29 protein-coding genes and 1 pseudogene are annotated in these 26,392 nt (G+C 68.0%); 15 read left to right on the top strand and 15 right to left on the bottom strand.

What is annotated here, in order from left to right:
• Nucleotides 1-59: 59 nt before the first annotated feature.
• Both AC1G9C_RS07605 and AC1G9C_RS07600 read right to left on the bottom strand, forming a co-directional pair.
• Entirely contained in the window at nucleotides 60-665 is a 606-nt protein-coding gene (locus AC1G9C_RS07605; RefSeq protein ID WP_021445707.1) for a porin family protein, read from the bottom strand.
• A 112-nt stretch (nucleotides 666-777) separates the two neighbouring features.
• On the bottom strand, nucleotides 778-1,950 hold the full coding sequence (locus AC1G9C_RS07600; RefSeq protein ID WP_480409884.1) for an MFS transporter: 1,173 nt from the start codon (nucleotides 1,948-1,950) through the stop codon (nucleotides 778-780).
• 204 nt (nucleotides 1,951-2,154) lie between these two features.
• Here AC1G9C_RS07600 and AC1G9C_RS07595 point away from each other — a divergent pair, with 204 nt between their 5' ends.
• The 5 genes from AC1G9C_RS07595 to AC1G9C_RS07575 all read left to right on the top strand — a co-directional run bounded on the left by AC1G9C_RS07595 (nucleotide 2,155) and on the right by AC1G9C_RS07575 (nucleotide 6,358).
• A complete protein-coding gene (locus tag AC1G9C_RS07595; RefSeq protein WP_021446424.1) occupies nucleotides 2,155-2,322 on the top strand; it encodes a periplasmic nitrate reductase, NapE protein in 168 nt (55 codons plus the stop codon).
• Nucleotides 2,323-2,349: 27 nt separating this feature from the next.
• Nucleotides 2,350-2,604: a chaperone NapD gene (locus AC1G9C_RS07590; RefSeq protein WP_397496598.1), complete on the top strand. Its 255-nt coding sequence runs from the start codon at nucleotides 2,350-2,352 to the stop codon at nucleotides 2,602-2,604.
• 146 nt (nucleotides 2,605-2,750) lie between these two features.
• Nucleotides 2,751-5,255, top strand: coding sequence for a nitrate reductase catalytic subunit NapA (gene napA, locus AC1G9C_RS07585; RefSeq protein ID WP_457790052.1), 2,505 nt, complete (start codon nucleotides 2,751-2,753; stop codon nucleotides 5,253-5,255).
• An 11-nt stretch (nucleotides 5,256-5,266) separates the two neighbouring features.
• Entirely contained in the window at nucleotides 5,267-5,752 is a 486-nt protein-coding gene (locus tag AC1G9C_RS07580) for a nitrate reductase cytochrome c-type subunit (protein WP_397496596.1), read from the top strand.
• Nucleotides 5,753-5,761: 9 nt separating this feature from the next.
• Entirely contained in the window at nucleotides 5,762-6,358 is a 597-nt protein-coding gene (locus AC1G9C_RS07575; RefSeq protein ID WP_457790051.1) for a cytochrome c3 family protein, read from the top strand.
• Between the two features lie 159 nt (nucleotides 6,359-6,517).
• On the opposite strand, the gene AC1G9C_RS07570 is transcribed toward AC1G9C_RS07575, so the two are convergent.
• The gene (locus tag AC1G9C_RS07570; protein WP_397496637.1) at nucleotides 6,518-6,976 is read right to left on the bottom strand and encodes a TlpA disulfide reductase family protein; all 459 of its coding nucleotides are present in this window, start codon (nucleotides 6,974-6,976) and stop codon (nucleotides 6,518-6,520) included.
• Nucleotides 6,977-7,024: 48 nt separating this feature from the next.
• On the opposite strand from AC1G9C_RS07570, the gene AC1G9C_RS07565 reads away from it, so the two are divergent.
• Both AC1G9C_RS07565 and AC1G9C_RS07560 read left to right on the top strand, forming a co-directional pair.
• Nucleotides 7,025-8,458: a PilZ domain-containing protein gene (locus AC1G9C_RS07565; RefSeq protein WP_480409883.1), complete on the top strand. Its 1,434-nt coding sequence runs from the start codon at nucleotides 7,025-7,027 to the stop codon at nucleotides 8,456-8,458.
• A gap of 247 nt (nucleotides 8,459-8,705) precedes the next feature.
• On the top strand, nucleotides 8,706-9,098 hold the full coding sequence (locus AC1G9C_RS07560) for a hypothetical protein (RefSeq protein WP_397496593.1): 393 nt from the start codon (nucleotides 8,706-8,708) through the stop codon (nucleotides 9,096-9,098).
• Between the two features lie 51 nt (nucleotides 9,099-9,149).
• On the opposite strand, the gene AC1G9C_RS07555 is transcribed toward AC1G9C_RS07560, so the two are convergent.
• Nucleotides 9,150-9,347 carry a hypothetical protein gene (locus tag AC1G9C_RS07555; protein WP_021446432.1) on the bottom strand — a complete coding sequence of 66 codons (198 nt, stop codon included), beginning with the start codon at nucleotides 9,345-9,347 and terminating at the stop codon, nucleotides 9,150-9,152.
• A 165-nt stretch (nucleotides 9,348-9,512) separates the two neighbouring features.
• Nucleotides 9,513-10,727, bottom strand: coding sequence for a virulence factor BrkB family protein (locus AC1G9C_RS07550; RefSeq protein ID WP_122108617.1), 1,215 nt, complete (start codon nucleotides 10,725-10,727; stop codon nucleotides 9,513-9,515).
• Nucleotides 10,728-10,801: 74 nt separating this feature from the next.
• Here AC1G9C_RS07550 and arsC point away from each other — a divergent pair, with 74 nt between their 5' ends.
• The 3 genes from arsC to AC1G9C_RS07535 are packed head-to-tail and all read left to right on the top strand — an operon-like array spanning nucleotide 10,802 to nucleotide 12,157.
• The gene (gene arsC, locus AC1G9C_RS07545; RefSeq protein ID WP_480409882.1) at nucleotides 10,802-11,155 is read left to right on the top strand and encodes an arsenate reductase (glutaredoxin); all 354 of its coding nucleotides are present in this window, start codon (nucleotides 10,802-10,804) and stop codon (nucleotides 11,153-11,155) included.
• A complete protein-coding gene (gene wrbA / locus AC1G9C_RS07540; RefSeq protein ID WP_021446435.1) occupies nucleotides 11,152-11,748 on the top strand; it encodes an NAD(P)H:quinone oxidoreductase in 597 nt (198 codons plus the stop codon). The genes arsC and wrbA overlap by 4 nt, the downstream gene beginning before the upstream one ends.
• A 1-nt stretch (nucleotide 11,749) precedes the next feature.
• Nucleotides 11,750-12,157 (top strand): DUF2069 domain-containing protein, encoded by a 408-nt coding sequence (locus AC1G9C_RS07535; RefSeq protein ID WP_021446436.1) that lies wholly within the window; start codon nucleotides 11,750-11,752, stop codon nucleotides 12,155-12,157.
• Nucleotides 12,158-12,235: 78 nt separating this feature from the next.
• Here AC1G9C_RS07535 and hda read toward each other — a convergent pair whose 3' ends face one another.
• The 3 genes from hda to AC1G9C_RS07520 form a co-directional block, all read right to left on the bottom strand.
• The gene (gene hda / locus AC1G9C_RS07530) at nucleotides 12,236-12,940 is read right to left on the bottom strand and encodes a DnaA regulatory inactivator Hda (RefSeq protein WP_031304327.1); all 705 of its coding nucleotides are present in this window, start codon (nucleotides 12,938-12,940) and stop codon (nucleotides 12,236-12,238) included.
• On the bottom strand, nucleotides 12,937-14,028 hold the full coding sequence (locus AC1G9C_RS07525; RefSeq protein ID WP_021446438.1) for an AI-2E family transporter: 1,092 nt from the start codon (nucleotides 14,026-14,028) through the stop codon (nucleotides 12,937-12,939). Before AC1G9C_RS07525 ends, hda begins: the two co-directional genes overlap by 4 nt.
• A gap of 82 nt (nucleotides 14,029-14,110) precedes the next feature.
• A complete protein-coding gene (locus AC1G9C_RS07520) occupies nucleotides 14,111-15,151 on the bottom strand; it encodes a DUF2066 domain-containing protein (protein WP_480409881.1) in 1,041 nt (346 codons plus the stop codon).
• A 243-nt stretch (nucleotides 15,152-15,394) separates the two neighbouring features.
• Between AC1G9C_RS07520 and purM the strand changes: the two genes are divergently transcribed.
• From purM to AC1G9C_RS07500, 4 genes are all read left to right on the top strand, one after another.
• Nucleotides 15,395-16,453, top strand: coding sequence for a phosphoribosylformylglycinamidine cyclo-ligase (gene purM / locus AC1G9C_RS07515; protein WP_021441843.1), 1,059 nt, complete (start codon nucleotides 15,395-15,397; stop codon nucleotides 16,451-16,453).
• Nucleotides 16,453-17,097 (top strand): phosphoribosylglycinamide formyltransferase, encoded by a 645-nt coding sequence (gene purN / locus AC1G9C_RS07510; RefSeq protein WP_397496590.1) that lies wholly within the window; start codon nucleotides 16,453-16,455, stop codon nucleotides 17,095-17,097. Before purM ends, purN begins: the two co-directional genes overlap by 1 nt.
• A gap of 8 nt (nucleotides 17,098-17,105) precedes the next feature.
• A complete protein-coding gene (locus AC1G9C_RS07505) occupies nucleotides 17,106-17,822 on the top strand; it encodes a DUF3108 domain-containing protein (RefSeq protein ID WP_122108623.1) in 717 nt (238 codons plus the stop codon).
• Nucleotides 17,823-18,041: 219 nt separating this feature from the next.
• The gene (locus tag AC1G9C_RS07500; RefSeq protein WP_397496589.1) at nucleotides 18,042-18,815 is read left to right on the top strand and encodes an SDR family oxidoreductase; all 774 of its coding nucleotides are present in this window, start codon (nucleotides 18,042-18,044) and stop codon (nucleotides 18,813-18,815) included.
• Nucleotides 18,816-18,857: 42 nt separating this feature from the next.
• On the opposite strand, the gene AC1G9C_RS07495 is transcribed toward AC1G9C_RS07500, so the two are convergent.
• The gene (locus AC1G9C_RS07495; RefSeq protein ID WP_021441847.1) at nucleotides 18,858-19,160 is read right to left on the bottom strand and encodes a putative quinol monooxygenase; all 303 of its coding nucleotides are present in this window, start codon (nucleotides 19,158-19,160) and stop codon (nucleotides 18,858-18,860) included.
• Nucleotides 19,161-19,221: 61 nt separating this feature from the next.
• On the opposite strand from AC1G9C_RS07495, the gene AC1G9C_RS07490 reads away from it, so the two are divergent.
• Nucleotides 19,222-19,638 (top strand): VOC family protein, encoded by a 417-nt coding sequence (locus AC1G9C_RS07490; RefSeq protein ID WP_480409880.1) that lies wholly within the window; start codon nucleotides 19,222-19,224, stop codon nucleotides 19,636-19,638.
• A 2-nt stretch (nucleotides 19,639-19,640) separates the two neighbouring features.
• Here AC1G9C_RS07490 and AC1G9C_RS07485 read toward each other — a convergent pair whose 3' ends face one another.
• The 6 genes and pseudogenes from AC1G9C_RS07485 to AC1G9C_RS07460 all read right to left on the bottom strand — a co-directional run bounded on the left by AC1G9C_RS07485 (nucleotide 19,641) and on the right by AC1G9C_RS07460 (nucleotide 26,391).
• Nucleotides 19,641-20,345, bottom strand: coding sequence for a methyl-accepting chemotaxis protein (locus AC1G9C_RS07485; protein WP_480410394.1), 705 nt, complete (start codon nucleotides 20,343-20,345; stop codon nucleotides 19,641-19,643).
• A 201-nt stretch (nucleotides 20,346-20,546) separates the two neighbouring features.
• Nucleotides 20,547-20,684, bottom strand: a pseudogene (locus AC1G9C_RS07480) (hypothetical protein); the annotation flags it as partial.
• A gap of 1,268 nt (nucleotides 20,685-21,952) precedes the next feature.
• Complete coding sequence (locus AC1G9C_RS07475; RefSeq protein ID WP_021441973.1) at nucleotides 21,953-23,413, bottom strand: sodium-dependent transporter; 1,461 nt, start codon at nucleotides 23,411-23,413, stop codon at nucleotides 21,953-21,955.
• A 120-nt stretch (nucleotides 23,414-23,533) separates the two neighbouring features.
• Nucleotides 23,534-24,184 carry a maleylacetoacetate isomerase gene (gene maiA, locus AC1G9C_RS07470; protein WP_397496587.1) on the bottom strand — a complete coding sequence of 217 codons (651 nt, stop codon included), beginning with the start codon at nucleotides 24,182-24,184 and terminating at the stop codon, nucleotides 23,534-23,536.
• Between the two features lie 30 nt (nucleotides 24,185-24,214).
• Complete coding sequence (locus tag AC1G9C_RS07465) at nucleotides 24,215-25,201, bottom strand: fumarylacetoacetate hydrolase family protein (RefSeq protein ID WP_480409879.1); 987 nt, start codon at nucleotides 25,199-25,201, stop codon at nucleotides 24,215-24,217.
• A 50-nt stretch (nucleotides 25,202-25,251) separates the two neighbouring features.
• Nucleotides 25,252-26,391 carry a homogentisate 1,2-dioxygenase gene (locus AC1G9C_RS07460; protein WP_480409878.1) on the bottom strand — a complete coding sequence of 380 codons (1,140 nt, stop codon included), beginning with the start codon at nucleotides 26,389-26,391 and terminating at the stop codon, nucleotides 25,252-25,254.
• Nucleotide 26,392 lies beyond the last annotated feature (1 nt).

The following is a 26,392-nucleotide window of genomic DNA, read 5'->3' as shown; positions in this document are numbered from 1 at the left end:
CATCCCCTATTGGCTGGCAGGCCGGGCAAGAGGCCCGGCCGCGGTTAATGGCGTGAACCTCAGAAGGCATAGTTGGCGCCGAGGTAGACCTGCGAGCTGCTGTGCAGGTCCAGCGAGCCGGCCTTGGCCGCGCCGTGCGGCGCCATTTCGGTGCTGGCGTTGCTGCGCAGGTAACGATAACCCGCTTCGATCGAGGTATTGCGGTTGAGTTCCTGCAGGATACCGGCCTGCAGGCCCGCGGCGTAGCCGATGTCGCTGTCGCGCGAGAAACCGCGGCTCTCCTGCTCCAGCTTGACCAGGCCGGCGCTGACGCCGCCGAACAGCTTGGTATTGTTGTCGCCCAGCGGGACGAACAGGTCGTAGCTGCCGAGCAGGTTCTGCTGGCGCAGCTTGTAGCCGTTGTGACTGTCGGAGACGTTTTCGTAGGTGGCGTAGTAGCGGCTGTCGGCCGTCTGCTGGCCGGCGCGCACGCCCCAGGTGCCGCTGTCGTGGATCGCCTTGTCGAGCTTGGGATCGTTGAGGTTGGCGTTCAGCGCGCTGGATTTCTGGATGTTGTTGCTGGTCTGGCCCCAGGTCAGGCCGACGAAGCTGTCGGCGGCCTGGGCGCCGACGGCGGCGCAGGAAAGTAGAGTGGCCAGGGCGATGCGGTTCAGGGTGGGTTTCATCGGGATTACCTCGCGGATCGGTTGTTGACTGACTCGACAAGCAGTCTGCCCGAAGGCCACTGAACCCCTACTGAACCCTCCTTGAACCTCGCCTGAACGACTCACAGAGCGTCTACAACCGCCGCACCAGGGCCGCGGCGAGGAGGAACAGGGTCGCCAGCACGGCCAGCAGCGCCAGCCAGCCGGCGTGTTCCCAGACGTAGCCGCCGCCGTAGCCGACCAGGCTGGAACCCAGGTAGTAGGCGCACAGGTACAGCGCCGAGGCCTGCGCCTTGGCGCCCTGGGCGTGGGCGCCGACCTGGCCGCTGGCCACCGCATGGGCGGCGAAGAAGCCCAGGGTGAACAGCGCCAGGCCGGCCACCGCGGCGCTCAGCCAGGGTGTCGCGCAGAGGGCCACGCCGAGCAGCATCAGCGCGATGCCGCCGAGCAGCACCCGGCGCGCGCCGAAACGCGGCACCAGCCGGCCGGACCAGCCGGCGCTGAAGATGCCCAGCAGGTAGACGGTGAACAGCAGGCCGATCACCGTGGCCGAGAGGTTGAACGGCGCCGCGGCCAGGCGAAAGCCGACGTAGTTGAACAGGGCGACGAAGCCGCCCATGAGCAGGAAGGCCAGGGCGAACAGCAGGCGCAGCCGCGGGTTGCCCAGGTGCAGGGCGAAGTTGCCGAGCAGCCCGCGCAGCGACAGCGGCTGGGCGCGGAAATGCCGCGACGGCGGCAGCAGCCAGAGAAACAGCGCCAGCGCCAGCAGACCGAGGCCGGCGATGCCGCCGAGCGCCCAGGGCCAGCCGCCGAGATCGCTGAGCAGGCCGGCCAGCAGACGCCCGAGCAGCCCGCCCAGGGCGGTGCCGCCGATGTACAGGCCCATGGCCGCAGGCAGCGCGTCCGGGTCGAACTCCTCGCCGACGTAGGCCATCGCCAGTGCCGGCAGGCCGCTCAGGGCCAGGCCGAGCAAGGCGCGCAGCCACAGCAGGTGGTTCCAGCTCTCCACCAGCGCGCAGGCGATGCCGAGCAACGCGGCCAGGCCCAGGGCGCCGGCCATCACCGGTTTGCGCCCCCAGCTCTCGGCCAGCGCGCCGGATACCAGCAGGCACAGCGCCAGGCTCAGGGTGGTCAGCGACAGCGCCAGGCTGCTGCTGGCCGCCGACACGCGAAAATGCGCCGCCAGCAGCGGCAGCAGGGGCTGCACGCAATAGAGCATGGCGAAGGTGGCGAAACCGGCACAGAACAGCGCCAGGGTGGCACGCCGGTAGGCGGCGGTGCCGCGAGCGAGATGGGTAGCGGACATGGAACGGACTCACGAAACAGGGCGCCGGAACGGCCGGTAAAAAGCTTAGCACGCTACCTATCAACCTGGCTGCGCCGCACTGGCACAAGCGCTGCGCGCCGCGCGGGCGGACGCAAACCATTTGCCTTGATCCAGCTCAACGGCTTTTGCCCGTACTGCTTATAGGGTCTAGCCTGAAAGCGACGCGAGAACGGAGTCGATCGCATGCGCAAACCCGCTGCCGAAGCCACCCCGAAGGGCAAGGAAACCCGCCTGTTCCTGTTCCTGGTCGTCTGCCTCTTTCCCCTGCTGTCCATCGCCCTGGTCGGTGGTTACGGCTTTTTCATCTGGTTCATGCAGATGCTGCTGGGGCCGCCCGGCCCGCCCAGCTGATCCCGACTACCCCTGGAGCCACGGAACATGGCCGAAGCCCTGCACATCGCCAGCCTGCTGGTACAGGTCCGCCCCGAACTGTTCGAGGCGGTGAAGGCCAACCTGCGCCGCCTCGACGGCCTCGAACTGCACCAGGAAAGCCCGCAGGGCAAGCTGGTGGTGGTGCTGGAGGCCGAGCACGAGCGGCAGATTCTCGAACGCATCGAGCAGATCAACGCCCTGCCCGGCGTGCTCAACGCCGCCCTGGTCTATCACGAACTCCTCGCTGAAGCAGACCGTTGAAAAACGTAGGCGAGGCAGCCAGTGCAAGGCAAAAACAGGCGAGGACGCGGAGTTTACGAGTTGTAAATGAGCAGTCCGAGCCTGTTTTTAACGCAGCAATGGTAACGCAGGTAGTTTTTCAACAGTCTGCTGGAGGGAGATACCGAATGAAGCTAACCCGCCGTCAATTCGCCAAGGCCAATGCCGCCGCCATCGCCGCGGCCGCCGCCGGCCTGCCGCTCGCCAGCACGGCGAGCAACCTGGTCACCGAGGCGGACATGACCCGCCTGGACTGGAACAAGGCGCCCTGCCGCTTCTGCGGCACCGGCTGCAGCGTGATGGTGGCGACCAAGGACAACCGCGTGGTGGCCACCCACGGCGACGTCAAGGCCGAGGTCAACCGCGGCCTGAACTGCGTCAAGGGCTACTTCCTGTCGAAGATCATGTACGGCGTCGACCGCCTGACCCAGCCGCTGCTGCGCATGCAGGACGGCGCCTACCACAAGCAGGGCGAATTCCAGCCGGTGAGCTGGGAGCAGGCCTTCGACATCCTGGCGCAGAAGACCAAGCAGGCGATCGCCGAGCAGGGCCCCGAGGCGGTCGGCATGTTCGGCTCCGGGCAATGGACGGTGTGGGAAGGCTACGCCGCCAACAAGCTGATGAAGGCCGGCCTGCGCAGCAACAACATCGACCCCAACGCGCGCCACTGCATGGCCTCGGCGGTGATGGGCTTCATGCGCACCTTCGGCATGGACGAGCCGATGGGCTGCTACGACGATATCGAGGCAGCCGACGCCTTCGTCCTGTGGGGCTCGAACATGGCCGAGATGCACCCGATCCTGTGGAGCCGGGTCACCGACCGCCGCCTGAGCCATCCACACGTGCAGGTGGCGGTGCTGTCGACCTTCGAGCACCGCAGCTTCGACCTGGCCGACATCCCCATGGTGTTCAGCCCGCAGAGCGACCTGCTGATCCTCAACTACATCGCCAATCACATAATCGAAAGCGGCGCGGTGAACCAGGACTTCGTCGCCCGGCACACCAGGTTCGCCAAGGGCACCGACGATATCGGCTACGGCCTGCGCGCCGACCATCCGCTGGAGCAGCAGGCCAAGAACGCGGCCAAGGCCAACACCTGGAACGACATGTCGTTCGAGGCCTTCGCCGCCTTCGTCAAGCCCTACACCCTGGAGCGCACCGCCAAGGAGAGCGGCGTGCCGGCCGAGCGGCTCAAGGCCCTGGCCGAGCTGTACGCCGACCCCAAGCGCAAGGTCATGTCGTTCTGGACCATGGGCTTCAACCAGCACACCCGCGGGGTGTGGGCCAACAACCTGATCTACAACCTGCACCTGCTCACCGGCAAGATCAGCGAGCCGGGCAACAGCCCCTTCTCGCTCACCGGCCAGCCCTCGGCCTGCGGCACCGCGCGCGAGGTGGGCACCTTCGCCCACCGCCTGCCGGCCGATCTGCTGGTGACCAACCCCAAGCACCGCGAAACCGCCGAGAAGATCTGGAAGCTGCCGCCGGGCACCATCCAGGAGAAGGTCGGCTTCCACGCCGTCGAGCAGAGCCGCAAGCTCAAGGACGGCGTGCTCAAGGTCTACTGGACCCAGGCCAGCAACAACATGCAGGCCGGGCCGAACATCATGCAGGAGGTGCTGCCGGGCTGGCGCAACCCGCAGGCCTTTGTCGTGGTCTCCGACGTCTACCCCACCGTCTCGGCCCAGGCCGCCGACCTGATCCTGCCCAGCGCCATGTGGGTGGAGAAGGAAGGCGCCTACGGCAACGCCGAGCGCCGCACGCAGTTCTGGCACCAGCTGGTCAAAGCGCCGGGCGAGGCCAGATCCGATCTCTGGCAGCTGGTGGAATTCTCCAAGCGCCTGACCACCGACGAGGTCTGGCCCGCCGAGCTGCTGGCCAAGGCGCCGGCCTACAAAGGCAAGACCCTGTACCAGGTGCTGTTCGCCAACGGCCAGGTCGACCAGTTCCCGCGCGAGCAGATCGAGGCCGGCTACGCCAACGACGAGGCCGAGGCCTTCGGCTTCTACCTGCAGAAGGGCCTGTTCGAGGAATACGCCCAGTTCGGCCGCGGCCACGCCCACGACCTGGCGCCGTTCGACGCCTACCACGCCGAGCGCGGCCTGCGCTGGCCGGTGGTGGACGGCGCGGAAACCCGCTGGCGCTACCGCGAGGGCCTCGATCCCTATGTCGAGAAAGGCAGCGGCGTGCAGTTCTACGGTCACCCGGACAAGCGCGCGATCATCTTCGCCCTGCCCTACGAGCCGCCGGCCGAGGCACCGGACAGCGACTACCCGTTCTGGCTCAGCACCGGCCGGGTGCTGGAGCACTGGCACACCGGCAGCATGACCCAGCGCGTCGAGGAACTGCACGGCGCGGTGCCCGACGCCCTGGTGTACATGCACCCGGACGACGCCAAGACCCTCGGCGCGCGGCGCGGCAGCGAGGTCAAGCTGGTCAGCCGGCGCGGCGAGATACGCGCCCGGGTGGAAACCCGCGGGCGCAACAAACCGCCGCGCGGCCTGGTGTTCGTGCCCTTCTTCGACGCCAACAAGCTGATCAACAAGGTCACCCTGGACGCCACCGACCCGATCTCCAAGCAGACCGACTACAAGAAGTGTGCGGTGAAGATCGAACTGGTCAGCCTGGCCTGAGGAGCATCGCCATGAGCCTGCGTCATCTGCCCCTGCTACTGCTCGCCGCCTTCGGCCTGGCCGTCGCGGCCGAGCTCGACTACCCCCTCGACGCCCCGGCGCCGGACGGCCGCCGTCCCGGCGGCACCCTCAGCCAGACGCTACCGGCACCGGTGATCGCCAACGAGGAAAACAAGGACCTCAAGCGCGAGCGCAACTACCCCGAACAGCCGCCGACCATCCCCCACAGCATCCGCGGCTACCAGGTCGACGCCAACGGCAACAAGTGCCTGGCCTGCCACAGCCGCGCCAACAGCGCGCGCAGCCAGGCGCCGATGATCAGCATCACCCACTACATGGATCGCGACGGCCAGGCGCTGGCGGCGGTATCGCCGCGGCGCTACTTCTGCACCCAGTGCCATGTGCCGCAGAAGGAAGTGCAGCCGCTGGTGGGCAACAGCTTCCAGAACATCGACCGCCTGCTGCAGGGTGAAGCGGCCGGCGCGGCGCAGCCCTGAGGAGAATTCATGAAGTCATTACTGGCCCTGCTCAAGGACTACTGGGGCATCCTGCGTCGCCCGAGCGTGCACTACAGCCTGGGGTTTCTCACCCTCGGCGGCTTTATCGCCGGGATCATCTTCTGGGGCGGCTTCAACACCGCGCTGGAGGCGACCAACACCGAGCAGTTCTGCATTTCCTGTCACGAGATGCGCGACAACGTCTACGTCGAGCTGCAGGACACCATCCACTACAGCAACCGTTCCGGGGTGCGCGCCACCTGCCCGGACTGCCACGTGCCGCACCAGTGGACGGACAAGATCGCGCGCAAGATGCAGGCGTCGAAGGAGGTCTGGGGCAAGATCTTCGGCACCATCAACACCCGCGACAAGTTCCTCGCCATGCGCCGCGAACTGGCCGAGCACGAATGGGCGCGGCTCAAGGCCAACGACTCGCTGGAGTGCCGCAACTGCCACAACTTCGACTACATGGACTTCACCAAGCAGAGCCCGCGCGCCCGGCAGATGCACTCCAGCGCCCTGGCCGAAGGCTCCGCCACCTGCATCGACTGCCACAAGGGCATCGCCCACCAGCTGCCGGACATGAGCGGGGTGCCGGGCTGGTGAGCGGGCGCAATATTTCGCCGTAGGTTGGGTCGAGGCGCGCAGCGCCGAAGCCCGACGAATCAAGGAGCGTCGCGCGGAGCAATGCGTGCTCCCCGTTGGGCTTCGCTGCGCTCAGCGCCAACCTACGACCAGCCCCAAGTTGCTTGGGGCAACGCGTCCTTATTCGCCGCGCAAGCGCTCGAGATGCGCCAGCAGGCCGGCGGCGGTCTGCTCGCCGACCAGGCGCTCGCGCAGCTTGCCGTCGGCGTCGACTATATAGGTCACCGGCAGCACGTCGTTGCGCGGCAACTGGAAGCGCGGCGCCGGGTCGACGGCTAGCACGGTGAAGGCGATGCCGAAGGCCTCGGAGACGCGCTTGAGATCCTCGCCCGCAAGGCCGTCGAAGTTGACCCCGAGCACCCGCGCCGAGCGCCCCTCGAGCTGTTTGGCCAGGGCGTTGAGTTCGGGAATCTCGGTGCGGCAGGGGGCGCACCACTCGGCCCAATAATTAATGACTAGCCACTGGCCATCGACGCTGCCAGCCGGTACCTTTCGTCCATACTGGTCGAGGCCGAAGTCCTCGGCGCAACCAGCCAGCAGCAGACCGGCGCAGATACCTATAACAGCCTTGCAGACCATCCGGAGCCGTAAGCCCATGTATTCGATCCTCGTCCACCCGGGGTTGATATGACGCTGGATGCCCTGCGCCTGGAAGTACCCGACATCCGCGAAGACGGCGCCGCCGCGCCGGCAGAAATCGCCGAACAGCTCGCCGCCGCCCGCCACCTGGAGCCCGAACACGGCCTGCAACAGGTGCTCGGCCTGCTGTTCACGCTCAACCGCAGCGGCCTGACCTTACTGGAAAGGCAACGCGCGCTGCAAAATTTCAGCGACGAATACCGCCACTATGCCGCCCTGCTGGGCCGCGGCCACACGCCGAGCGCACTGTTCGTGCGCCTGTGCGGCGAGCTGGCGATCGGCTTCAAGCGCCTGCTGCTGCAGATCCTCCAGGGTCGCCAGCCGTCGCGCCCGCACCTGGCCTGGTGCCTGTACATGGCCCAGCACTTCCTCGCCCAGCAGCTGCTGCGCCACTTCCAGCTGTACCAGGAACCGCCGGCGGCGCTGTGGCGCGACAGCCACCTGCTGTACTGGATCGGCGAACACCAGCAGTGCCTGGACGAACCGGTCGCCGCCGCCTTCCAGCCCAGGCCGGCCAGCACCCTGCGCGGCCTGTACCAGCAGATGCTGCTGCTGGCCCTGAGCAACCCCTTCCACCTGGCCGAAGGCGAGTGCGCCACCCTGTTCGCCGCCCTCGCCCCCCTGGCCAGCCTGGCGCGCCTGCTGCCCTGGGACGAGGAGGACGAGGCCGAGGGCCCGATAGTCGATCTCAGCGAGTCGCAGGCCTGCCTGGCGTTCGAGCAGCGCATCGAGGGCGACAAGGCCTACCTGCGCCGCTTCGAGCTGGGCGCCCTGCTGATCGCCCTGCACGAGCCGGCACCGCTGCAGAGCCAGGCAGAGCGCCAGTTGCTCGAGCAGGTGCGCCAGCACTGGCTGGGGCGCCAGCAACGCCGCCACGAACGCGCTGAGCTCGACGGCCAGTGCAGCCTGGTGATCGGCCTGCCGGCCATCCACGCCCAGTTGCTGGACAAGCTGCCGCAGCGCACCGAAGCCCATATCCTCGACGCCAGCCCCGGCGGCGCGGGCCTGCTGTGCAATGCCAACGAGGGCGGTCAGCTGCAGGTCGGCCAACTGGTGCTGCTGCTCACCAACGGCACCCCGACCCTGGCCCTGGTGCGCTGGCGCCACCTCAACAGCGAGGGTCTGCACCTGGGCCTGCGCTATCTCAAGGGCCTGCCGCGCCCGGTCTGGCTGCGCCGCGCGCCCAATGCCCAGACCCACCCCGGCGTGCTGCAGAGCACCCCGGCGCCGGGCAACGGCTGGCACCACGGGGTGTGGCTGCCCAACGGCCAGTTCGCCGCCGGCGAGCACCTCTGGCTGCAACTGGCCAGCGTGCACAACCAGGCGATCCTGCCGCTGCCGGCGAGCAACCTGGAGACGCCCTCGGTCAGCCGTCATCCCTTGAAACTGGCCTGGAAACCAACGCAAAGCCTGCTGCGTTAAAAACAGGCTCGGACTGCTTACTCGTAAAGTCGAGCGCGACTCCGAGCGGTCCTCGCCTGTTCTTGCGGGGCCGCCATCGGTACTGCATGCCTCTGGCTCGCGAGCCTTTGAGCAGGTTCCGATACGCGAAACTGCGAGGCCAGTCACGCCGCCTGTCTGCAGAGTGCACAGTTTCGGCCGTGGCGGCCTGCTTATAATTCCTGGCACTGGTGTTTCATTTAATTCGCTATCAGCCTGGAATCCCGTCATGTCCCAAGCACAAGACAAGCTGATCGGCTCCGTGCCCTCGCGCATCGTCGACGTCGCCCGCCTGCAGGTCACGCCCTACGAGGGCCGGGTGGCCGAATACAATGTCGCGGCCTGGCTGCAACTGCCGGGCCTGGCCAACCTGCCGGTGTCGCTGCTGGTCAGCTACCGCGACGGCGACAAGCGCCGCGAGGTCAACGTCGACCACGGCAAGGTCAGCGCCCAGGGCAAGATCCTGCTGTCGGGCATCGCCCGCATGCCGGTCAAGCAGAAGATCGAGGACATGCAGGTACGCCTGCGCTCGGCGGTGCCGGCGCAGAGCCTGGTGGTCGAGGAATTCTTCGTCCAGGCCGTCGAACTGGCCAGCAGCGAGAGCCGCCAGGCCATGGCTTGAGCGCCTGGCGAATGGCTGCCGAACCCCGCGCTCAGTCGCGGGGTTTTCGTTTCAACCGGAGGAAACCCCGGGGCTGGCCGGTAACGGCGGCGACGCCTCGGCCGGTGGCTGCGCATCCTGCTCGGCATGCGCCAGCAGCGACTCCGGCCAGCGCGCGAAGTGCAGCCCGGTGATGCGGTTGAGCCGCGTCAGCGCCCCCTGCGGGTCACGCCGATGCAGATGGATTACCTTGTCTTTGCGACCAGTCATTACTGCCAATACCCTTAGCGACCCCTGCCCTGCTGGCAGTTCGATAGCAACTGATACTGCCTTAGCCAGAAGCGTGCCAGCCCATCCGTAGCCCCATCGCCTGGCGTCCAGGCCATCGCCATGACAGCGCTGCGGAAGACGGACGCCGCAAACTGACGTTTTTTGTCACCCCGGCCCAGCCAGCCAGTCCGCCAGGCTGGCGCCGAACAGCTCGGCGCGCTCGGCCTGCAATCGCTCCAGCGCCTGACGCAGCGCCGGGAACCAGGGCTCGTCGAGCTGCGCCGGCAACTGCGCCAGGCGCGGCAACGGCCAGGGGCTGCGCTCCAGCAGCTGCTGCAGACTGAAGCGATGCAGGTCGCGGCATAGCACCCAACCGCCGCTGGCGCGACAGGCCAGTTGCTCGCGCTCGAGAAAATCCAGCACCTCGCCCCACTCGTCTTCCGGCAAGCTCCAGCCGGCGCGTTGCATATCCGCATGGCGCAGCGCCTCGCCGCGTTGCTGGCGCTGCAGCAGCAGGCGCAGCACGCCCAGCAGCACCAGCGTGCGCGGCAACGGCTGACGCCGCCAGTGGCGCGGCTGCGACAGCCCGTAGACCAGTTCGGCACCGAGCAGCACGATCAACCAGGACAGGTAGATCCACAGCAGAAACAGCGGCACCGTGGCGAAGGCGCCGTAAATCAGCTGGTAGCCGGGGAACAGGCTGACATAGAGGCCGAACAGCGACTTGGCCAGCTCGAACAGCAGCGCGCTGAACAACCCGCCGAGCAGGGCATGGCGCAGCGGCACGCGGGTGTTGGGCACCGCCGCATAGAGCAGGGTGAAGGCCGCCACGCTGGACAGCAGCGGCATGAAGCCGAGCAGTGTCTTGGCGCCGAGCAGCGCATCCGGCCCGGAGATCAGCGACAGCGAGGTGATGTAGGTGCTGACGGCGAAGCCGGCGCCGAGCAGCAGCGGGCCCAGGCTGAGAATCGCCCAGTACAGCAGGAAGCTGGACATGCCGCGGCGCGGCTGGCGCACCCGCCAGATGTGGTTGAAGGTCTTCTCGATGGTCACCAGCATGAGGAAGGCGGTCACCGCCAGCAGCCCCACGCCGAGCCAGGTCAACTGCCGCGCCTGCACGGTGAACTCACGCAGGTACTGCTGCACCGTCTCGCCGGTGGAGGGCACGAAGTTGCGGAAGATAAAGCCCTGGATATCCTCGCCGACGTTCTGAAAGGCCGGAACGGCGGAGAGCATGGCGAAGGTCACGGTCATCATCGGCACCACCGCGAACAGCGTGGTGTAGGTCAACGCCGCGGCGCTGCCGGCACCGCGATTCTGGACGAAACGCCGAGACAGGGTCAGCCAGAACTCCAGCCAATCCTTCACGCGATGGTGCATGCCCTCTCCTTAGCTAACCACAGCCAACCGACCCGGTTAGAATAGCCGCCACTTCAAGCCGGATGCGACCCACCATGACCGACCTGACCCTCTATCACAACCCGCGCTGCTCGAAATCCCGCGGCGCCCTGGAGCTGCTCGAAGCCCGCGGCCTGCAGCCGACCGTGGTGCGCTACCTGGAAACCCCGCCCAGTGCCGAGCAGCTCAAGAGCCTGCTGGGCAAGCTGGGCATCGCCGCGCGGGAGCTGCTGCGCAGCGGCGAGGACGAATACAAGACCCTGGGCCTGGCCGATGCCAGCCTCAGCGAGGCACAGCTGATCGAGGCCATGGTGCGCCATCCGAAACTGATCGAACGGCCGATCCTGGTGGCCGGCGACAAGGCGGTGATCGGCCGTCCGCCGGAGAAGGTGCTGGAGCTGCTGGCATGAGCGCGCCCTATATCCTGGTGCTCTACTACAGCCGCCACGGCGCTACCGCGCAGATGGCCCGGCAGATCGCCCGCGGCGTCGAGCTGGCCGGCCTGGAGGCACGCCTGCGCACGGTGCCGGCGGTGTCCAGCGAATGCGAGGCGGTGGCCCCAGCCATTCCCGACGAGGGCGCGCCCTATGCGACCCTGGACGACCTGAGGCACTGCGCCGGCCTGGCCCTGGGCAGCCCGACCCGTTTCGGCAACATGGCCGCCCCGCTGAAATACTTCCTCGACGGCACCAGCAGCCTGTGGCTGACCGGCGAACTGGTGGGCAAGCCCGCCGGCGTATTCACCTCCACCGCCAGCCTGCACGGCGGCCAAGAAACCACCCTGCTGTCGATGCTGCTGCCGCTGCTGCACCACGGCATGCTGGTCTGCGGCCTGCCCTACAGCGAGTCGGCGCTGCTCGATACCCGCGGCGGCGGCACCCCCTACGGCCCCAGCCACCACGCCGGCGGCGACGGCAAGCGGCCGCTGGACGAACACGAGATCGCCCTGTGCCGCGCCCTCGGCCAACGCCTGGCGCAAACCGCCGGCAAACTGGAGAACTGATGTGGCCCGCGCGAAGAAACCGCTGCCCAGCCTCGACTGGCTGCAACCCCGGCTGAAGCTCAGCCGCGCCCTCAGCCTGCTGAGCTTTTTCGCCCTGCTGACGCTGCTGCTGGTGTGGAACCTGGCCTTCGCCGACCTGCACGGCGCCCGCATCGGCGTGGTCCTGGCGATCCAGCTGCTGCCGCTGGCGCTGCTCGCCCCCGGCCTGCTGCTGGGCAACGCCCGCACCCACGCCTGGGCCTGCTTCGTGGTCAATCTCTACTTCATCCAGGGCGTGCTGGCCGCCATCGACCCGGCCCGCGCAGTGTTCGGCGCCCTGGAAGCGGTGATCAGCCTCGGCCTGTTCTGCAGCGCCCTGCTCTACACCCGCTGGCGCTTCCAGTACGACCGCAAGCTGGCCGGGGAATAGGCGCAACTCGAGGCGTAGCCCGGATGCAATCCGGGAATGACGGGGCCCTGGCCGCGGAATGCATCCGGGCCAGGGCGTCTACCAGCCCAGGGTTTCCTTGAGGAAGGGAATGGTCAGCTTGCGCTGGGCCTGCAGCGAAGCCTGATCGAGGCGTTCGAGCAGCTCGAACAGCGCGCTCATGCTGCGCTCGCCACGGGTGAGGATGAAGCGTCCGACCTCGTCGCTCAGCTGCAGGCCACGGCGCGAGGCGCGCAGTTGCAGGGCGCGCAGCTTGTCCTCGTCGGCCAGCTCGTGCAGCTGGAACACCAGCGCCAGGGTCAGCCGCGACTTCAGGTCCGGCAGTTGCACCGGCAGCTCGCGCGGCGACACGGTGCCGGCCAGCAGCAGGCGCCGGCCGCTGTCGCGCAGGCGGTTGAACAGGTGGAACAGGCCCTCCTCCCAGTCGCTGCGCCCGGCCACCGCGTCGAGATCGTCGAGGCAGACCAGCTCGCACAGTTCCAGGTTGTCGAGCAGCTCGGGCCCGTGCTGCACCACCTCGCCCAGCGGCAGGTAGACCACCGCCTCGCCGCGCTGCTCGAAGCGCAGGCAGGCGGCCTGCAGCAGATGGCTGCGGCCGACGCCCTCGGCGCCCCAGAGGTAGATCAGGCTTTCCGTCCAGCCGGCGTCGGCCTCGCACAGCCGCTCGACATAGCCCAGCGCCGCGGCATTGGCGCCGGGGTAGTAGTTGGCAAAGGTGGCGTCGTCACGCAAACGTACGCCGAGGGGAAGCTGGATTGGTTTCATGCCGGGCTCGGCGGTTCGTCGGAACCGCTGTTGGACTCTCCGTAAAGGCCGGAAAGTTTATACAAATCATGGGCATGGCGCAGCAGAACCATGATCACCGCCGCCACCGGCAGGGCCAGCAGCACGCCGGTGAAGCCGAACAGCTGGCCGCCGGCGAGGATGGCGAAGATCACCGCCACCGGATGCAGGCCGATGCGGTCGCCCACCAGCAGCGGGGTCAGCAGCATGCCTTCGAGCAACTGGCCGACCATGAACACGGCGGCGATACCCAGCAGCGGATAGGGCTCCAGGCCGAACTGGAACAGCGCCGCGGTGACCGCCGCGCCGATGCCGACGATAAAGCCCATATAGGGCACGATGCTGGCCAGACCGGCCAGCACGCCGATCAGCAGGCCCAGTTCCAGACCCACCAGCATCAGCCCGGCGGCGTAGATGACGCTCAGCGCCAGCATCACCAGCAACTGACCGCGCAGGAAGGCGCCGAGCACCTCGTGGCACTCGCCCACCAGCCTGACCACCAGCGCCTCGCGCTGGCGCGGCAGCAGGCGGCGCAGGCGCTCGACCAGCAGGTCCCAGTCGCGCATCAGGTAGAAGCTCACCACCGGAATCAGCAGCAGGTTGCCCAGCCAGGCCAGCAGCGCCAGGCCCGAGGACGTGGCCTGGGCCAGCACCGTCTTGAGCACGTCGGTGGTCTTGCCCAGGTGCTCGGAGAAGGCCGCCTTGAGCTGGTCGAACTGCCAGAAGTCGTCGTTCAGGCCGAAATGTGCCTGCGTCCAGGGCAAGGCGGTGCCCTGCAGCCAGTCGAGTATTTCCGGCGCCAGCTGGTACAGCCGCGCCAGCTGGCGGCCGAGCATGGGCACCAGCACCAACAGCAGCACCAGCAGCGCCAGGCCAAACAGGGCGAACACCACCGTCACCCCGGCAGTGCGCGACAGGCGCTGCCGTTCGAGGCGATCGACCAGCGGATCGCCCAGGTAGGCCAGCAGGATGCCGATCAGAAAGGGCGAGAGAATCGGTTGCAGCAGGTACAGCAGCCAGGCGAGCAGGAACAGCCCAGCCATCCATAGCCAGCGGGTGGAATCGGTCATGCTCGCGTCCTCGATGCGAAACGGCGCCCGACCGGCGCCGCGGATGGAGCCCTGGCGCGGCACATGGCCAGGGCGCTGCAGTTTACCAGCGGAAACGCAGTTGGTTGCTGCGCGGCAGCACCTGCGGCGCCGCTTCCGTGCCGGCGTCGGCGCTGTCGACCGGTGCAGCGGCGCCCTGCGGCTCGGCGACCTCCTGCAACTGGCCCAGGGCCAGTTGCGCACGCAGTTGTTCCGGGCTGGCGTTGACCTGGTAGGTCAGGCGCTGCCCGTCGATCGCCTGCAGGCGCGCGGCGAACGGCTCTAGCAGGCGCTCCAGGGCGGCGAAACGGCTCAGGTCGGCGCCTTCGATCACCAGGGTCAGGCTCTCGGCCGCGCCCGGCTTGACCAGAAAACGCGGGGCCAGGCGCTGGCTGACCGCCAGCAACACGGCATCGGCCAGCGCTGCCGGATCGGCGGCCTCGGCCTTGCCCTGCTCGCGCTCGTCGCCCAGCCACAGGCGCCAGGTCGCCTGCCAGGTGCCGCCGCTCTCGCTCGCCTGCACCGCCAGCAGGGCGTCGGCGGCGTAGCGTTCGGAGGCCTCGCGCAGCGCCTGCGGATCGTTGGCCGCCAGGGCCTCCGGCGTGGCCAGCAGCTGCTCGCTGAGGTCCGCCAGCGGCAGGCGCAGCGGTAGGCCGCGGTGCTGGGCGGCGTCGCGCAGCATCGTCGCGGGGCCCTGGCTCTCGCCGATCAACTGGCTGCCCTCGGCCGACTCGGCGAGCCACCAGGTGAGAATCGCCGGGCGATTGGCCCCCCACAGGGCCAGCCCGGCCTGGCGCAGCTGGCGCTCGGTGCTGGCCGGGTCGAACTCCACCAGCAGCACATCGCCCTCGTAGCCGTACTGGCTGACGATCTGTTGCGGATCCTGGCGCAGGCCCTCCAGCTTGGTGCTCTGCAGCGCCTCGGCATCGCCGGTCAGGCGCTGCACCAGGGTCTGCAGGGCACGCTGCATGGCCGCGTCGCGGGTCTCCGGCTGCTGGTCGGCCACCGCCTCGCGCACCTGATACAGGCCGGCGACCGGCGCGGCCAGGGCCGGCAGGCACAGCAGCGACAGACAGAACAGGATCGGGCGGACGGACAGGCGCATGGCGGGCTCTCGCAGACGGGTGATGGCACGGAGTCCGTGCGCAAAGGCGTATACCTTAAACAGCCGCTCCAGCCCCGGCAACCTGAGCGCTTGCCCGCGACGAAGCGCATGCACGCGAGTGGCCGCTACCGGGCAAGCCTGATAAAATCGCGCGCCTTCGCCAGCCGGTGCATGCGCCGGGCCCCTGCACGGGCCCCGCCACATCGGCGCCTACACGAACTCCCCATCCAAAGGCCCGGATCTATGAGCAAGCAACCCTCCATCAGCTACAAGGACGCAGGCGTCGACATCGATGCCGGCGAGGCCCTGGTCGAACGCATCAAAGGCGTGGCCAAGCGCACCGCGCGTCCGGAAGTCATGGGGGGCCTGGGTGGCTTCGGCGCCCTGTGCGAGATCCCGGCCGGCTACAAGCAGCCGGTGCTGGTGTCCGGCACCGACGGCGTCGGCACCAAGCTGCGCCTGGCGCTGAACCTGAACAAGCACGACAGCATCGGCCAGGACCTGGTCGCCATGTGCGTCAACGACCTGGTGGTGTGCGGCGCCGAGCCGCTGTTCTTCCTCGACTACTACGCCACCGGCAAGCTCAACGTCGACGTGGCCGCCACCGTGGTCACCGGCATCGGCGCCGGCTGCGAGCTGGCCGGCTGCTCCCTGGTCGGTGGTGAAACCGCCGAGATGCCGGGCATGTACGAAGGCGAAGACTACGACCTGGCCGGCTTCTGCGTCGGCGTGGTGGAGAAGAGCGAGATCATCGACGGCTCCAAGGTGGTCGCCGGCGACGCGCTGATCGCCCTGCCCTCCTCCGGCCCGCACTCCAACGGCTACTCGCTGATCCGCAAGATCATCGAAGTCTCCGGTGCCGACATCGAACAGGTGCAACTGGACGGCAAGGCCCTGGCCGACCTGCTGATGGCGCCGACGCGCATCTACGTCAAGCCGCTGCTCAAGCTGATCAAGGACACCGGCGCGGTCAAGGCCATGGCCCACATCACCGGCGGCGGCCTGCTCGACAACATCCCGCGCGTACTGCCGCAAGGCGCCCAGGCCGTGGTCGACGTGGCCAGCTGGCAGCGCCCGGCGGTGTTCGACTGGCTGCAGCAGCAAGGCAATGTCGACGAGCACGAGATGCACCGCGTGCTCAACTGCGGCGTCGGCATGGTCATCTGCGTCGCCCAGGACCAGGTCGAGACCGCCCTGGCCAGCCTGCGCGCCAGCGGCGAAGCGCCCTGGGTGATCGGCCAGATCGCCGTGGCGGGCGAAGGCGCGGCCCAGGTTCAGCTGAACAACCTGAAAGCCCACTGATGCCCTGCAACGTCGTCGTCCTGATCTCCGGATCGGGCAGCAACCTGCAGGCGCTGATCGACAGCAGCGCCGATGACGGCAACCCGGCACGCATCGCCGCGGTGATCTCCAACCGCGCCGATGCCTACGGCCTGCGGCGCGCGCAGGCCGCCGGGATCGCCACCGCGGTGCTCGATCACAAGCAGTTCGACGGCCGCGAGGCGTTCGACGCGGCGCTGATCCAGGCCATCGACGCCCACCAGCCCGAGCTGGTGGTGCTGGCCGGTTTCATGCGCATCCTCACCCCGGGCTTCGTCCAGCACTACGCCGGCCGCCTGCTGAATATCCATCCCTCGCTGCTACCCAAACACAAGGGCCTGCACACCCATCAGCGGGCGCTGGAGGCCGGCGACACCGAGCACGGCTGCAGCGTGCACTTCGTCACCGAGGAACTCGATGGCGGCCCTCTGGTCGTACAAGCTGTGCTGCCGGTTGCCGCAGACGACAGCGCCGACAGCCTGGCCCAACGCGTGCACCGCCAGGAGCACCAGATCTATCCGCTGGCCGTGCGCTGGTTCGCCGAGGGCCGCTTGCGTCTTGGCGCCCAAGGCGCAATGCTGGATGGCCAGCCGCTGCCCGCCAGCGGCCACCTGATTCGAACCTAGGAGACTCTATGCGTCGTGCCCTGCTGTTCGCCCTGACCCTGCTCAGCCTGCCCGCCCTCGCCAGCGAGCTGCAACCCTTCTCCGCCAGCTACACCGCGGACTGGAAGCAGCTTCCGGTCAGCGGCAGCGCCGAGCGCAGCCTCAAGCGCGAGGACGACGGCCGCTGGACCCTCAATTTCGAGGCCTCGATGCTGGTCGCCAGCCTCACCGAGCAAAGCACCTTCCGCGTCGACAACCAGGCCCTGCTGCCGCTGACCTACCGCTTCAACCGCAGCGGCCTGGGCAAGGGCAAGACCGTCGAGCAGGACTTCGACTGGGAACAGAAGCAGGTGCTCGGCAACGACCGCGGCGACGCGGTACGCTTCCCGCTCAACCGCGGTCTGCAGGACAAGTCGACCTACCAACTCGCCCTGCAGCAGGACGTCGCCGCCGGCAAGCAGAGCATGAGTTACCAGGTGGTGGACGGCGACGAGATCGAGACCTACGACTTCCGCGTGCTCGGCGAGGAAGTGGTGCGCACCAAGGCCGGCCTGATCGACGCGATCAAGGTCGAGCGGGTGCGCGACCCCACCCAGAGCGCGCGCAAGACCGTGCTGTGGTTCGCCAAGGACTGGGGCCACCTGCTGGTGCGCCTGCACCAGGTGGAGAAGGACGGCAAGGAATACCAGATCATGCTCAAGGAAGGCACGGTCGACGGCAAGCCGGTCGAAGGCCGCCGCGACTGACTTCGAGCGAAACACGAGAGCCGGGCGCCTGCCCGGCTTTTTTCTGTCCGCACGACGGGCGCGTCGGAGCGCATCGGGGACAGGCTTTTAGCGCGCCTCGATCCGCACGCACGACGCCGCCTGCGCATAGGGCAGCATTTCGCCCGGCAATGATGCCTGCGTTCTGCCACGCGCGGCCCTAGGCTGGAGGCCCGATCAGCCAACTCCGAGGCCTCCTCCATGCATCGCTATTTCTCCCTTGCCGGGCGTACCGCCCTGGTCACCGGCGGCACCCGCGGCATCGGCCTGATGATCGCCAAGGCCTTCGTCGAGGCCGGCGCCCAGGTCTATATCTGCGCCCGCGACGGCGAGGCCTGCGCGCAGACTGCCGCCGAGCTGTCGGCGTTCGGCCACTGCCAGGGCCTCGCCGCCAACCTGGCCAGCGAGGAAGGCGTGCAGGCGCTGGCCCGCGAGCTGGGCGAACGCATCGAGCGCCTGGACATCCTGGTCAACAACGCCGGCACCACCTGGGGCGCACCGCTGGAAAGCTACCCGGCCAAGGGCTGGGAAAAGGTCATGCAGCTCAACGTCACCTCGGTGTTCGGCTGCATCCAGCAGTTGCTGCCGCTGCTGCGCAAGGCCGGCTCGACCGACTGCCCGGCGCGGGTGATCAATATCGGCTCGGTGGCCGGCATCAGCGCCATGGGCGAGCAGGCCTATGCCTACGGCCCGAGCAAGGCGGCGCTGCACCAGCTGTCGCGGATGCTGGCCAAGGAGCTGGTGGGCGATCACATCAACGTCAACGTGATCGCCCCCGGCCGCTTCCCGAGCAAGATGACCCGCTTTATCGCCGAGGACGAGGCGGCGCTGGCCGCCGATACCGCGGTCATTCCCATGCAACGCTGGGGCCGCGAGGACGAGATGGCGGCGCTGGCCCTGAGTCTGGCCGGCAGCGCCGGGGCCTATATGACCGGCGCCATCATCCCCATCGACGGCGGTTTTCATCTGGGTTGAGCCCGCCGGGGTCGGCGCGCGGCGCACCCGGCCGCCGCGCCGTCAGCGTGACGGATTGAGCGCCAGCAGGTCGGCCTCGATGGCGTCCTGGCGTTCGATCAGCGGTTCGACCAGCGGCCGGCTGGCGAGAAAATGCGGCGTGCGCATATGCGCCTCGAAGGCCGCCTCGTCGACGTAGACCTCGTACAGCCAGACCAGATCCGGGTCGCTGCGGTCGCGCAGCACATCGAAGGTCAGGCAGCCGGGCTCGTCGCGCACCGAGGCGGCGGCGTTGACGCGCATGGCGTCCATGAAGGCAGCGAAGCTACCCGGCTTGAGCTGGGTCTTGAGCAGCAGGCAGTACACAGCGAACTCCTTTATGTCTTATATTGAAAGACAAATTGTATACATATTGGAGTGCCCGCACATGCTCGAACGTCCTTCCCGCCTCAATGGCCTGCGCCACCTGGCGCTCCTGGTGCCCAATCTGGAGGAATGCGAGCGCTTCTACGTCGAGGTGCTGGGCATGCAGGTACTGCACCGTGCCAACCAGGACCTGGTCTACCTGACCTGCGGCAACGACAACCTATCGCTCGGCCGCGCCTACGCCGAAAGCCATGGCGTGCCGCTGGTCGATCATTACGGTTTCATCGTCGACAGCGTCGAGGAGCTGGACGCCTGGTACCAGTACCTCAGGGCCCGCGGCGTGCCCCTGCTGGATCGCCCCTTCGACCATGGCGACGGGGCGCGCAGCTTCCATCTGCTCGATCCGGCCGGCAACAAGGTGCAGCCGCTGTACCACCCGGCGCTGTCCGGGCAGCGTTTCAGCCAGCCGCAAGGCTAGGCTCAGGTGCGGAACTGCCGCACCAGTTCCTGCAGCTCCACGCCCAGGCGCGCCAGTTCGGCGCTGGAGGCGGCGGTCTGTTCACTGGCGGTGGCGCTCTGCTCGCCGATGTCGCGCACGCGGGTGACGCTCTCGTTGATCGCCTCGGCCACCGCGCTCTGCTCCTCGGCGGCGGCGGCGATCTGCTGGTTCATCTGCTCGATGGTGCTCACCGCCTGGGTGATGCGGCCGAGGGCGTCGCCCGCCTCTCCCGCCAGCTCGACGGTGCGCCGGGTCAGCTCGCGGCTGCTGTCCATCTGCTCCACGGCGCCCTTGGCCATGCGCTGCAGGCCGGCGATCAGGCTCTCGATTTCCTCGGTACTGTCCTGCGCGCGCTTGGCCAGCGCGCGCACCTCGTCGGCGACCACGGCGAAACCGCGGCCCTGCTCGCCGGCGCGGGCGGCTTCGATGGCGGCATTGAGCGCCAGCAGGTTGGTCTGCTCGGCGACGTTGCGGATCACCTCGAGCACGCTGCCGATGCGCGCGCTTTCCTGATTGAGCGCGGCAATGGCCTCGGCGGACTGCTCCACCTCGCTGGCCAGGCCGTCGATCTGATCCACTGCCTGCTGCACCACGCGGTTGCCCTGCTGCGCCTCCCGGTCGGCGTCGCGCGCCGCCAGCGAGGCCTGCTCGGCGTTCTGCGCGACTTCCTGCACGGTGGCGGCCATCTGGTGCATGGCGGTGGCGGTCTGCTCGGTCTCCAGCTTCTGCGTCTGCACCCCGGCGCTGGTCTGCGCGGTGATGGCCGAGAGCTGTTCGGCGGCGGCGGCGATCTGCCCCACCCCGCCGCCGATGCGGCCGACCAGGTTGCGCAGGCTGAGGGTCATGCCCTGCATGGCGGCGAACAGCTGGCCGACCTCGTCGCGGCGTTGCTGGGGAATGTCCTGGCTCAGGTCGCCCGCGGCGATACGCTGGGCGAAACCCACGCTCTGGCGCAGCGGCACGACGATCAGGCGGGTGATCAGCAGCGCGGCGCACAGCCCCAGCACCACCGCAGCGGCGCCCATCAGGCCGAGCAGCACCAGCGAGCGTCGGCTGTCGTCGAGCATGGCCTGCTCCGCGCCGGCCTGGGCGGCCTCGGCCAGGTCCACCACCGAGCGCGCACGCTCGATCATGGCGTTTTCCGTCGCCAGGTTCTGCTCGCGCAGTTGCTGGTAGTAGAGGAAGGAGCGCTGATACAGGGTCAGCGCCTGCAGCGCGGTCTCGATCGCCGCCTTCTGCTCGTCGTCGAGCCAGATCATCAGGCTGCGGGCCACGGTCTGCAGGTCTTCGCTGACGTACTCCCACTCCTCCAGCGCCTCGGCGGAGCCGTCGATGATGTACAGGCTCTCGTGACCGCGCAGATCGAGCATGCGCTTGCTCAGACCGGAGGCGGTCTCGGCCAGGGTCAGCGGATCGCTGCCGCGCAGCTTGTCGCCCTGCAGGCGCAGTTCGCGCACCGCGTCGTACATGTCCAGCTCGATCACCTCGAACTGATCGCGCGCCTCAGTGGCGGCGTTGCGCATGTCCTGCCGCGCTTCGCGCGCCCGATCCTGCTGCTCGACGTAGTTGTCGAACTGCTTGAGGTACTCGGCGACCGCCTGCTGCATGGTCTGCAGGCGCGTGCCCTCGACCGCGGCGGAGCCCTGCGCCAGGCGCTCCAGCATGCCCTGCACCTGGGTCAGGCTGGCGCGCACCCGCTCGGCGCTCTGCGGGCTCAGCTCGATGGCGAAGCTGCGCTCCAGACGCCGCGCCTGGAGAATCTCCTGATTGACCTGCGCCAGCTGGCCGACCTGAGCATGCCCCTGCAGCACCGCTTGCACGGCGAGAAAGCCGCTGCCGGTCATCGCCGCGGTGAGCAACAGCACCAGACCGAAGCCGATGAGTAATTTCTTGCCGACGGCAAGGTTGGCGAACAGACGTGCGGCAGGCTCGAACATACAGGGCAACTCCAGGTTCTTCTTATTAGGGTCGCACCTCGTGAGCGCGACCTGGTCGATAGCCTAGGCAACCCTTGTGCCAGGCCCGTGACAGCACATCGGCCGACACGGGCAGAGGCTTGAGTGCTGGCAGTTGGCCAAGAGCGGATTGCCGAGCGGAGCCTGCCGTCGGCGGGCGCCCCCGCCGATTCGGCAAGAATCCGCTTGTTGACGCCGGACTATTGGCGGATTTTCGCCAGGTATGGGTATGCAGCAATTAGCCCTGGCGTCGGTGCGCACGGCGCCCCCCACCGCTTTGGCCAGACGCAAAAAGGCGCAGCCCCTTGCGGAGCTGCGCCTGGATGTGCGCAGAGGACTCAGCGCCCGGCCAGCACCGGCATCACCCGCGGCCGCAGCACTTCGCCGGCCACCGCCAGCAGACCGATGGCGCCGGCGATCCAGTACCACTGCGCCACCGGGTCGAACAGCAGCCAGCCCAGCGCATGGAGGAACACCACCAGGATCAGCACCGGGCTGACGTAGCGCACCATGAACAGCCACAGCGCGTAGCCGGCCGGCGGCAGGTTCAGCTCGTCGCGCATGATCTCGCCGCGCAGCACATAGCCGGCGAGGATCACCATGCAGATGCCGCCCAAGGGCATCATCCAGCGCGAGGTCAGGTAGTCCAGCCAGTCGAAGAGGTTCTTGCCCAGCGGCGTCCAGCCGGCCAGCAGGTTGAACGAGAGCATCGCCAGCAGGCTGATCAGCAGCAGCACCGCGCCGGAAACCACGGCGGCGCGCAGACGGCTGATGCCGTGCTTCTCGTTCAGGTAGGCGACGGTGGCCTCGATCATGGAGATCGCCGAGGTCAGCGCGGCGATCGACACCATGGCGAAGAACAGCACGCCGAAGGCGGTACCCAGCGGCATCTGCTGGAAGGCCAGCGGCAGGCTCATGAAGATCAGCCCCGGCCCTGCGCTCGGGCTCATGCCGTTGGCGAAGATGATCGGGAAGATCGCCAGGCCGGCGAGCAGCGCCACGCAGGTATCGCAGATCGCCACCATAAAGGTGGTGCGGGCGATGGACTGGCCGTCGGGGATGTAGGAGCCGTAGGTGAGGATGGCGCCCGAGGCCAGGCTGAGGGTGAAGAAGGCGTGACCCAATGCGGCCAGCAGCGCCTCGCCGGTGATCTTCGAGGCGTCGAAATGGAACAGGAAGTCGAAACCGGCGCTGAAACTGCCGCTGGTGAAGGCGTAGCCGACCAGCACGATGAGCATCAGGGCCAGGCCCGGCATCATCCAGCGCACCGCGTTCTCGATGCCCTGCTGCACGCCCCTGGCCACGATCCACAGGGTCAGCAGCGCCACCAGCAGGCTCCAGCCGCCGAGCTGCCAGGGGTTGGCGTTGTGCGCCGCGAACACCCCGCCGAGCGCCTCGACGCTGCTGGCGGCCAGCGAGCCGTCGAGCATCTTCCAGGTGTAGGCGAAGGCCCAGCCGGCGACGACCACGTAGAAACACAGGATCATGAAACCGGCCAGCATGGCCATGCCGCCGACCGCCTTCCACAGCGGATTGCCGCCGTTCTCGCGGACCACCCGGCCGATGGCGTCGATGGGGCTGCCGCGGCCGCGGCGGCCGAGGGCGATCTCGGTCATCATCACCGGAATGCCGATGGCCAGGATGCAGGCCAGGTACATCAGCACGAAGGCGCCGCCGCCGTATTCGCCGGTGATGTAGGGGAATTTCCAGATATTGCCCAGGCCCACGGCCGAGCCGGTTGCAGCGAGGATGAAACCCCAGCGCGAGAGCCAGAGGTTCTTCGGTTTTTCACGGGTCATGCGTCACCTGTTTGTTTTTATCTGTGACGGAATCGGACCCGCCGCGCTTGTGGCGCAGCGGAATGCAAGGCTTTTATCGAGCCGGGTTCGCCTGGGCACGGCAGGCAAGGCCAGCCGGGCTCACTGGGCGTCGGGCTGCGCCTCCGGCGCGGCCTGTTGGAAGGCCTGCAGGGGTTCGCAGCGCGCCGCCAGGGCGAGAATGCGTGGGTACGCGGCAAGGTCACAGTTAAAACGCCGCGCATTATACAGCTGCGGGATTAGGCAGGCTTCCAGATAACCGGGCCGCGCGCCGAGCGACAGGCGCCCGTCGAACGGCGCCAGGCCCTCCTCCACCGCCGCCAGCCCCAGCGCGACCCAGTGCTGGTACCAGGCGTTCTTCGCCTCGTCGGAGGCGCCCAGCTCGGCGGACAGGTACTGCAGCACGCGCAGGTTGTTCAGCGGATGCAGATCGCAGGCGATATGCAGCGCCAGCGCCCGCACCTGCGCCCGCTCGGCCGGATCCGCTGGCAGCAGTGCCGGCACCGGGAAGATTTCCTCCAGGTACTCGAGAATCGCCAGCGACTGGGCGATGCGCACCCCGCCGTTCTCCTCGTCCACCAGCAGCGGCAGGAGCTGCTGCGGGTTCAGCGCGCGGTAGTCGGCGCCGTGCTGCTGACCGCCGTCCTTGACCAGGTGCACCGGCACCTGCTCATAGGCCAGGCCCTTGAGGTTCAGGGCGATGCGCACGCGGTAGGCGGCGCTGGAGCGCCAGTAGCCATAGAGCTTCAACATCTCGGATTCCTCTCGAAACGCTCCAAGGGATCAGCGGGCGTCGTACTTTTCCACCACCTGATCGATGGCGCCGAAGAGGCTCTGGCCGGCCGCGTCGAACATCTCGATACGCACCCGGTCGCCGAACTTGAGAAACGGCGTTTTCGCCTCGCCCGACTCGACGATTTCCAGCATGCGCTTTTCCGCCAGGCAGGAAGAACCCGCGCTGCGGTCGTAGTTCGACACGGTGCCCGAGCCGATGATGGTTCCGGCGCCCAGCGGGCGGGTCTTGGCGGCGTGGGCGACCAGGGTGGGGAAGTTGAAGGTCATGTCCACACCGGCATCCGGCTGGCCGAACAGCGCGCCGTTGATATGCGAGACCAGCGGCCGATGCACCTTGCCGTCCTTCCAGCTCTCGCGCAGCTCGTCCGGGGTGATCGCCACCGGCGAGAAGCTCGACGACGGCTTGCTCTGGTAGAAGCCGAAGCCCTTGGCCAGCTCGCCGGGGATCAGGTTGCGCAGCGACACGTCGTTGACCAGCATCAGCAAACGGATATGCCCGCCCGCCTCGGCCGGCGTGGCGCCCATCGGCACGTCGTCGGTGATCACCGCCAGCTCGGCTTCCAGGTCGATGCCCCAGGCCTCGTCGGCCAGGCGGATCGGGCTGTGCGGCGGGATAAAGCTGTCGGCGCCGCCCTGGTACATCAGCGGGTCGTGCCAGAAGGATTCCGGCATCTCGGCGCCGCGCGCCTTGCGCACCAGCTCGACATGGTTGACGTAGGCGCTGCCGTCGGCCCAGTGATAGGCGCGCGGCAGCGGGCTATGGCAGGCGGCCTGATCGAAGGCGAAGGCGCCCTGCTCCAGACCGTCGTTGAGGCGCTGGTAGACCGCCTCCAGCTTGGGCCGGGCCACGGCCCAGTCGTCCAGCGCGGCCTGCAGGGTGGCGGCGATCTGCGGCACGCGCACGGCGCGGGCCAGGTCGCGGGAGACCACGACGAGCACGCCGTCGCGGCCCTGGTTCAGTGATGCGAGTTTCATATGCGATTTCCGTTCTTGGCATAGGAGCCGGCTTGCCGGCTCCTACAGGTTCAACCTTGGGTACCCGGCGCGCGCCAGGAGTTGACGTACTCGGCCAAATCCACCGCAGCGGCGGCATCGGCCACTTCCAGGGCGCGGCGGGTGTCGATCATCACCGCCACCTCGTCGATGAAGGTCGCCGGGTCCTCCTGGCTCTTCTTCAGCGCCTTGGGATGCGGCCCGTGGGGGAAGCCGCAAGGGTGCAGGGTGACCATGCCGGCCTCGATGTTGTCGCGGCTGAAGAAGTTGCCGCGGTGATAGAACAGCACCTCGTCGTAGTCGTCGTTGTTGTGGAAGAACGGCACCTTGAGCGCGCCCGGGTCGGACTCGACCGGGCGCGGCGTGAAGGTGCAGACCACGAAACCGTTGGCGACGAAGGTGGTGTGCGCCGACGGCGGCAGGTGATAGCGGTGGCTGAGCAGCGGGCGAATGTCGCGCCAGTTCAGCCGCACCACGGTGTTGTCGCCGTGCCAGCCGACCACGTCCAGCGGGTTGTAGGGGTAGGTCACGGTGCTGATCTGATTGCGCCGCTTGATCCTGATCTGCCAGGTGTTCTCGTCCTGCTGCGCCTTGAACGCCTCATCGATATGCGGGTGCTCCAGCACCGCCGGATCGAAGATCGCCTGCGGGCCGAGCAGGCCCTTGTCCGGCAGCTGATAGGCGCCATCGCTGTTCTCGATCAGCAGGAAGTAGCTCGGCGTGCTGGCCTCGATGCGCCAGGCGGTGCCGCGCGGAATCAGCAGGTAGTCGCCGTCGCGATATTCCAGATGGCCGAAGTCGCAGTACAGGTGCCCCGCACCCTCGTGGACGAACAGCAGCTCGTCGCCGTCGGCGTTGCGCACCAGGTGGCGCATGGCGCCGTGGGTGCGCCAGACGCGCAGCTTCACATCGGCGTTGTGCAAGGTCAGCGGCGCCGCCAGCGGGCAGTCGCGCTCGCTGGGGATGTCGTTGAAGTTGAACGCGTGCGGGCGCAGCGGGCCTTCCCAGTCGATCCAGCCGGTCGGCGGATGCTTGTGGTGCAGGTGTGCGGTGGGGCCGAAGAAGCCCTCGCGGCCCATCTCGCGCTCGTAGGTGCCCTGCGGCAGGTCGCAGTGCGCCTGACGCGAGCACTCGCCCTCGCGCAGGGGAAAGCTGATCCATTTACGGCTCATG

It is taken from the genome of Pseudomonas sp. ABa2, from assembly GCF_056676075.1.
Note: the sequence above shows the minus strand (reverse complement) of the source record. Positions and strands in the feature narration are given on the sequence as shown.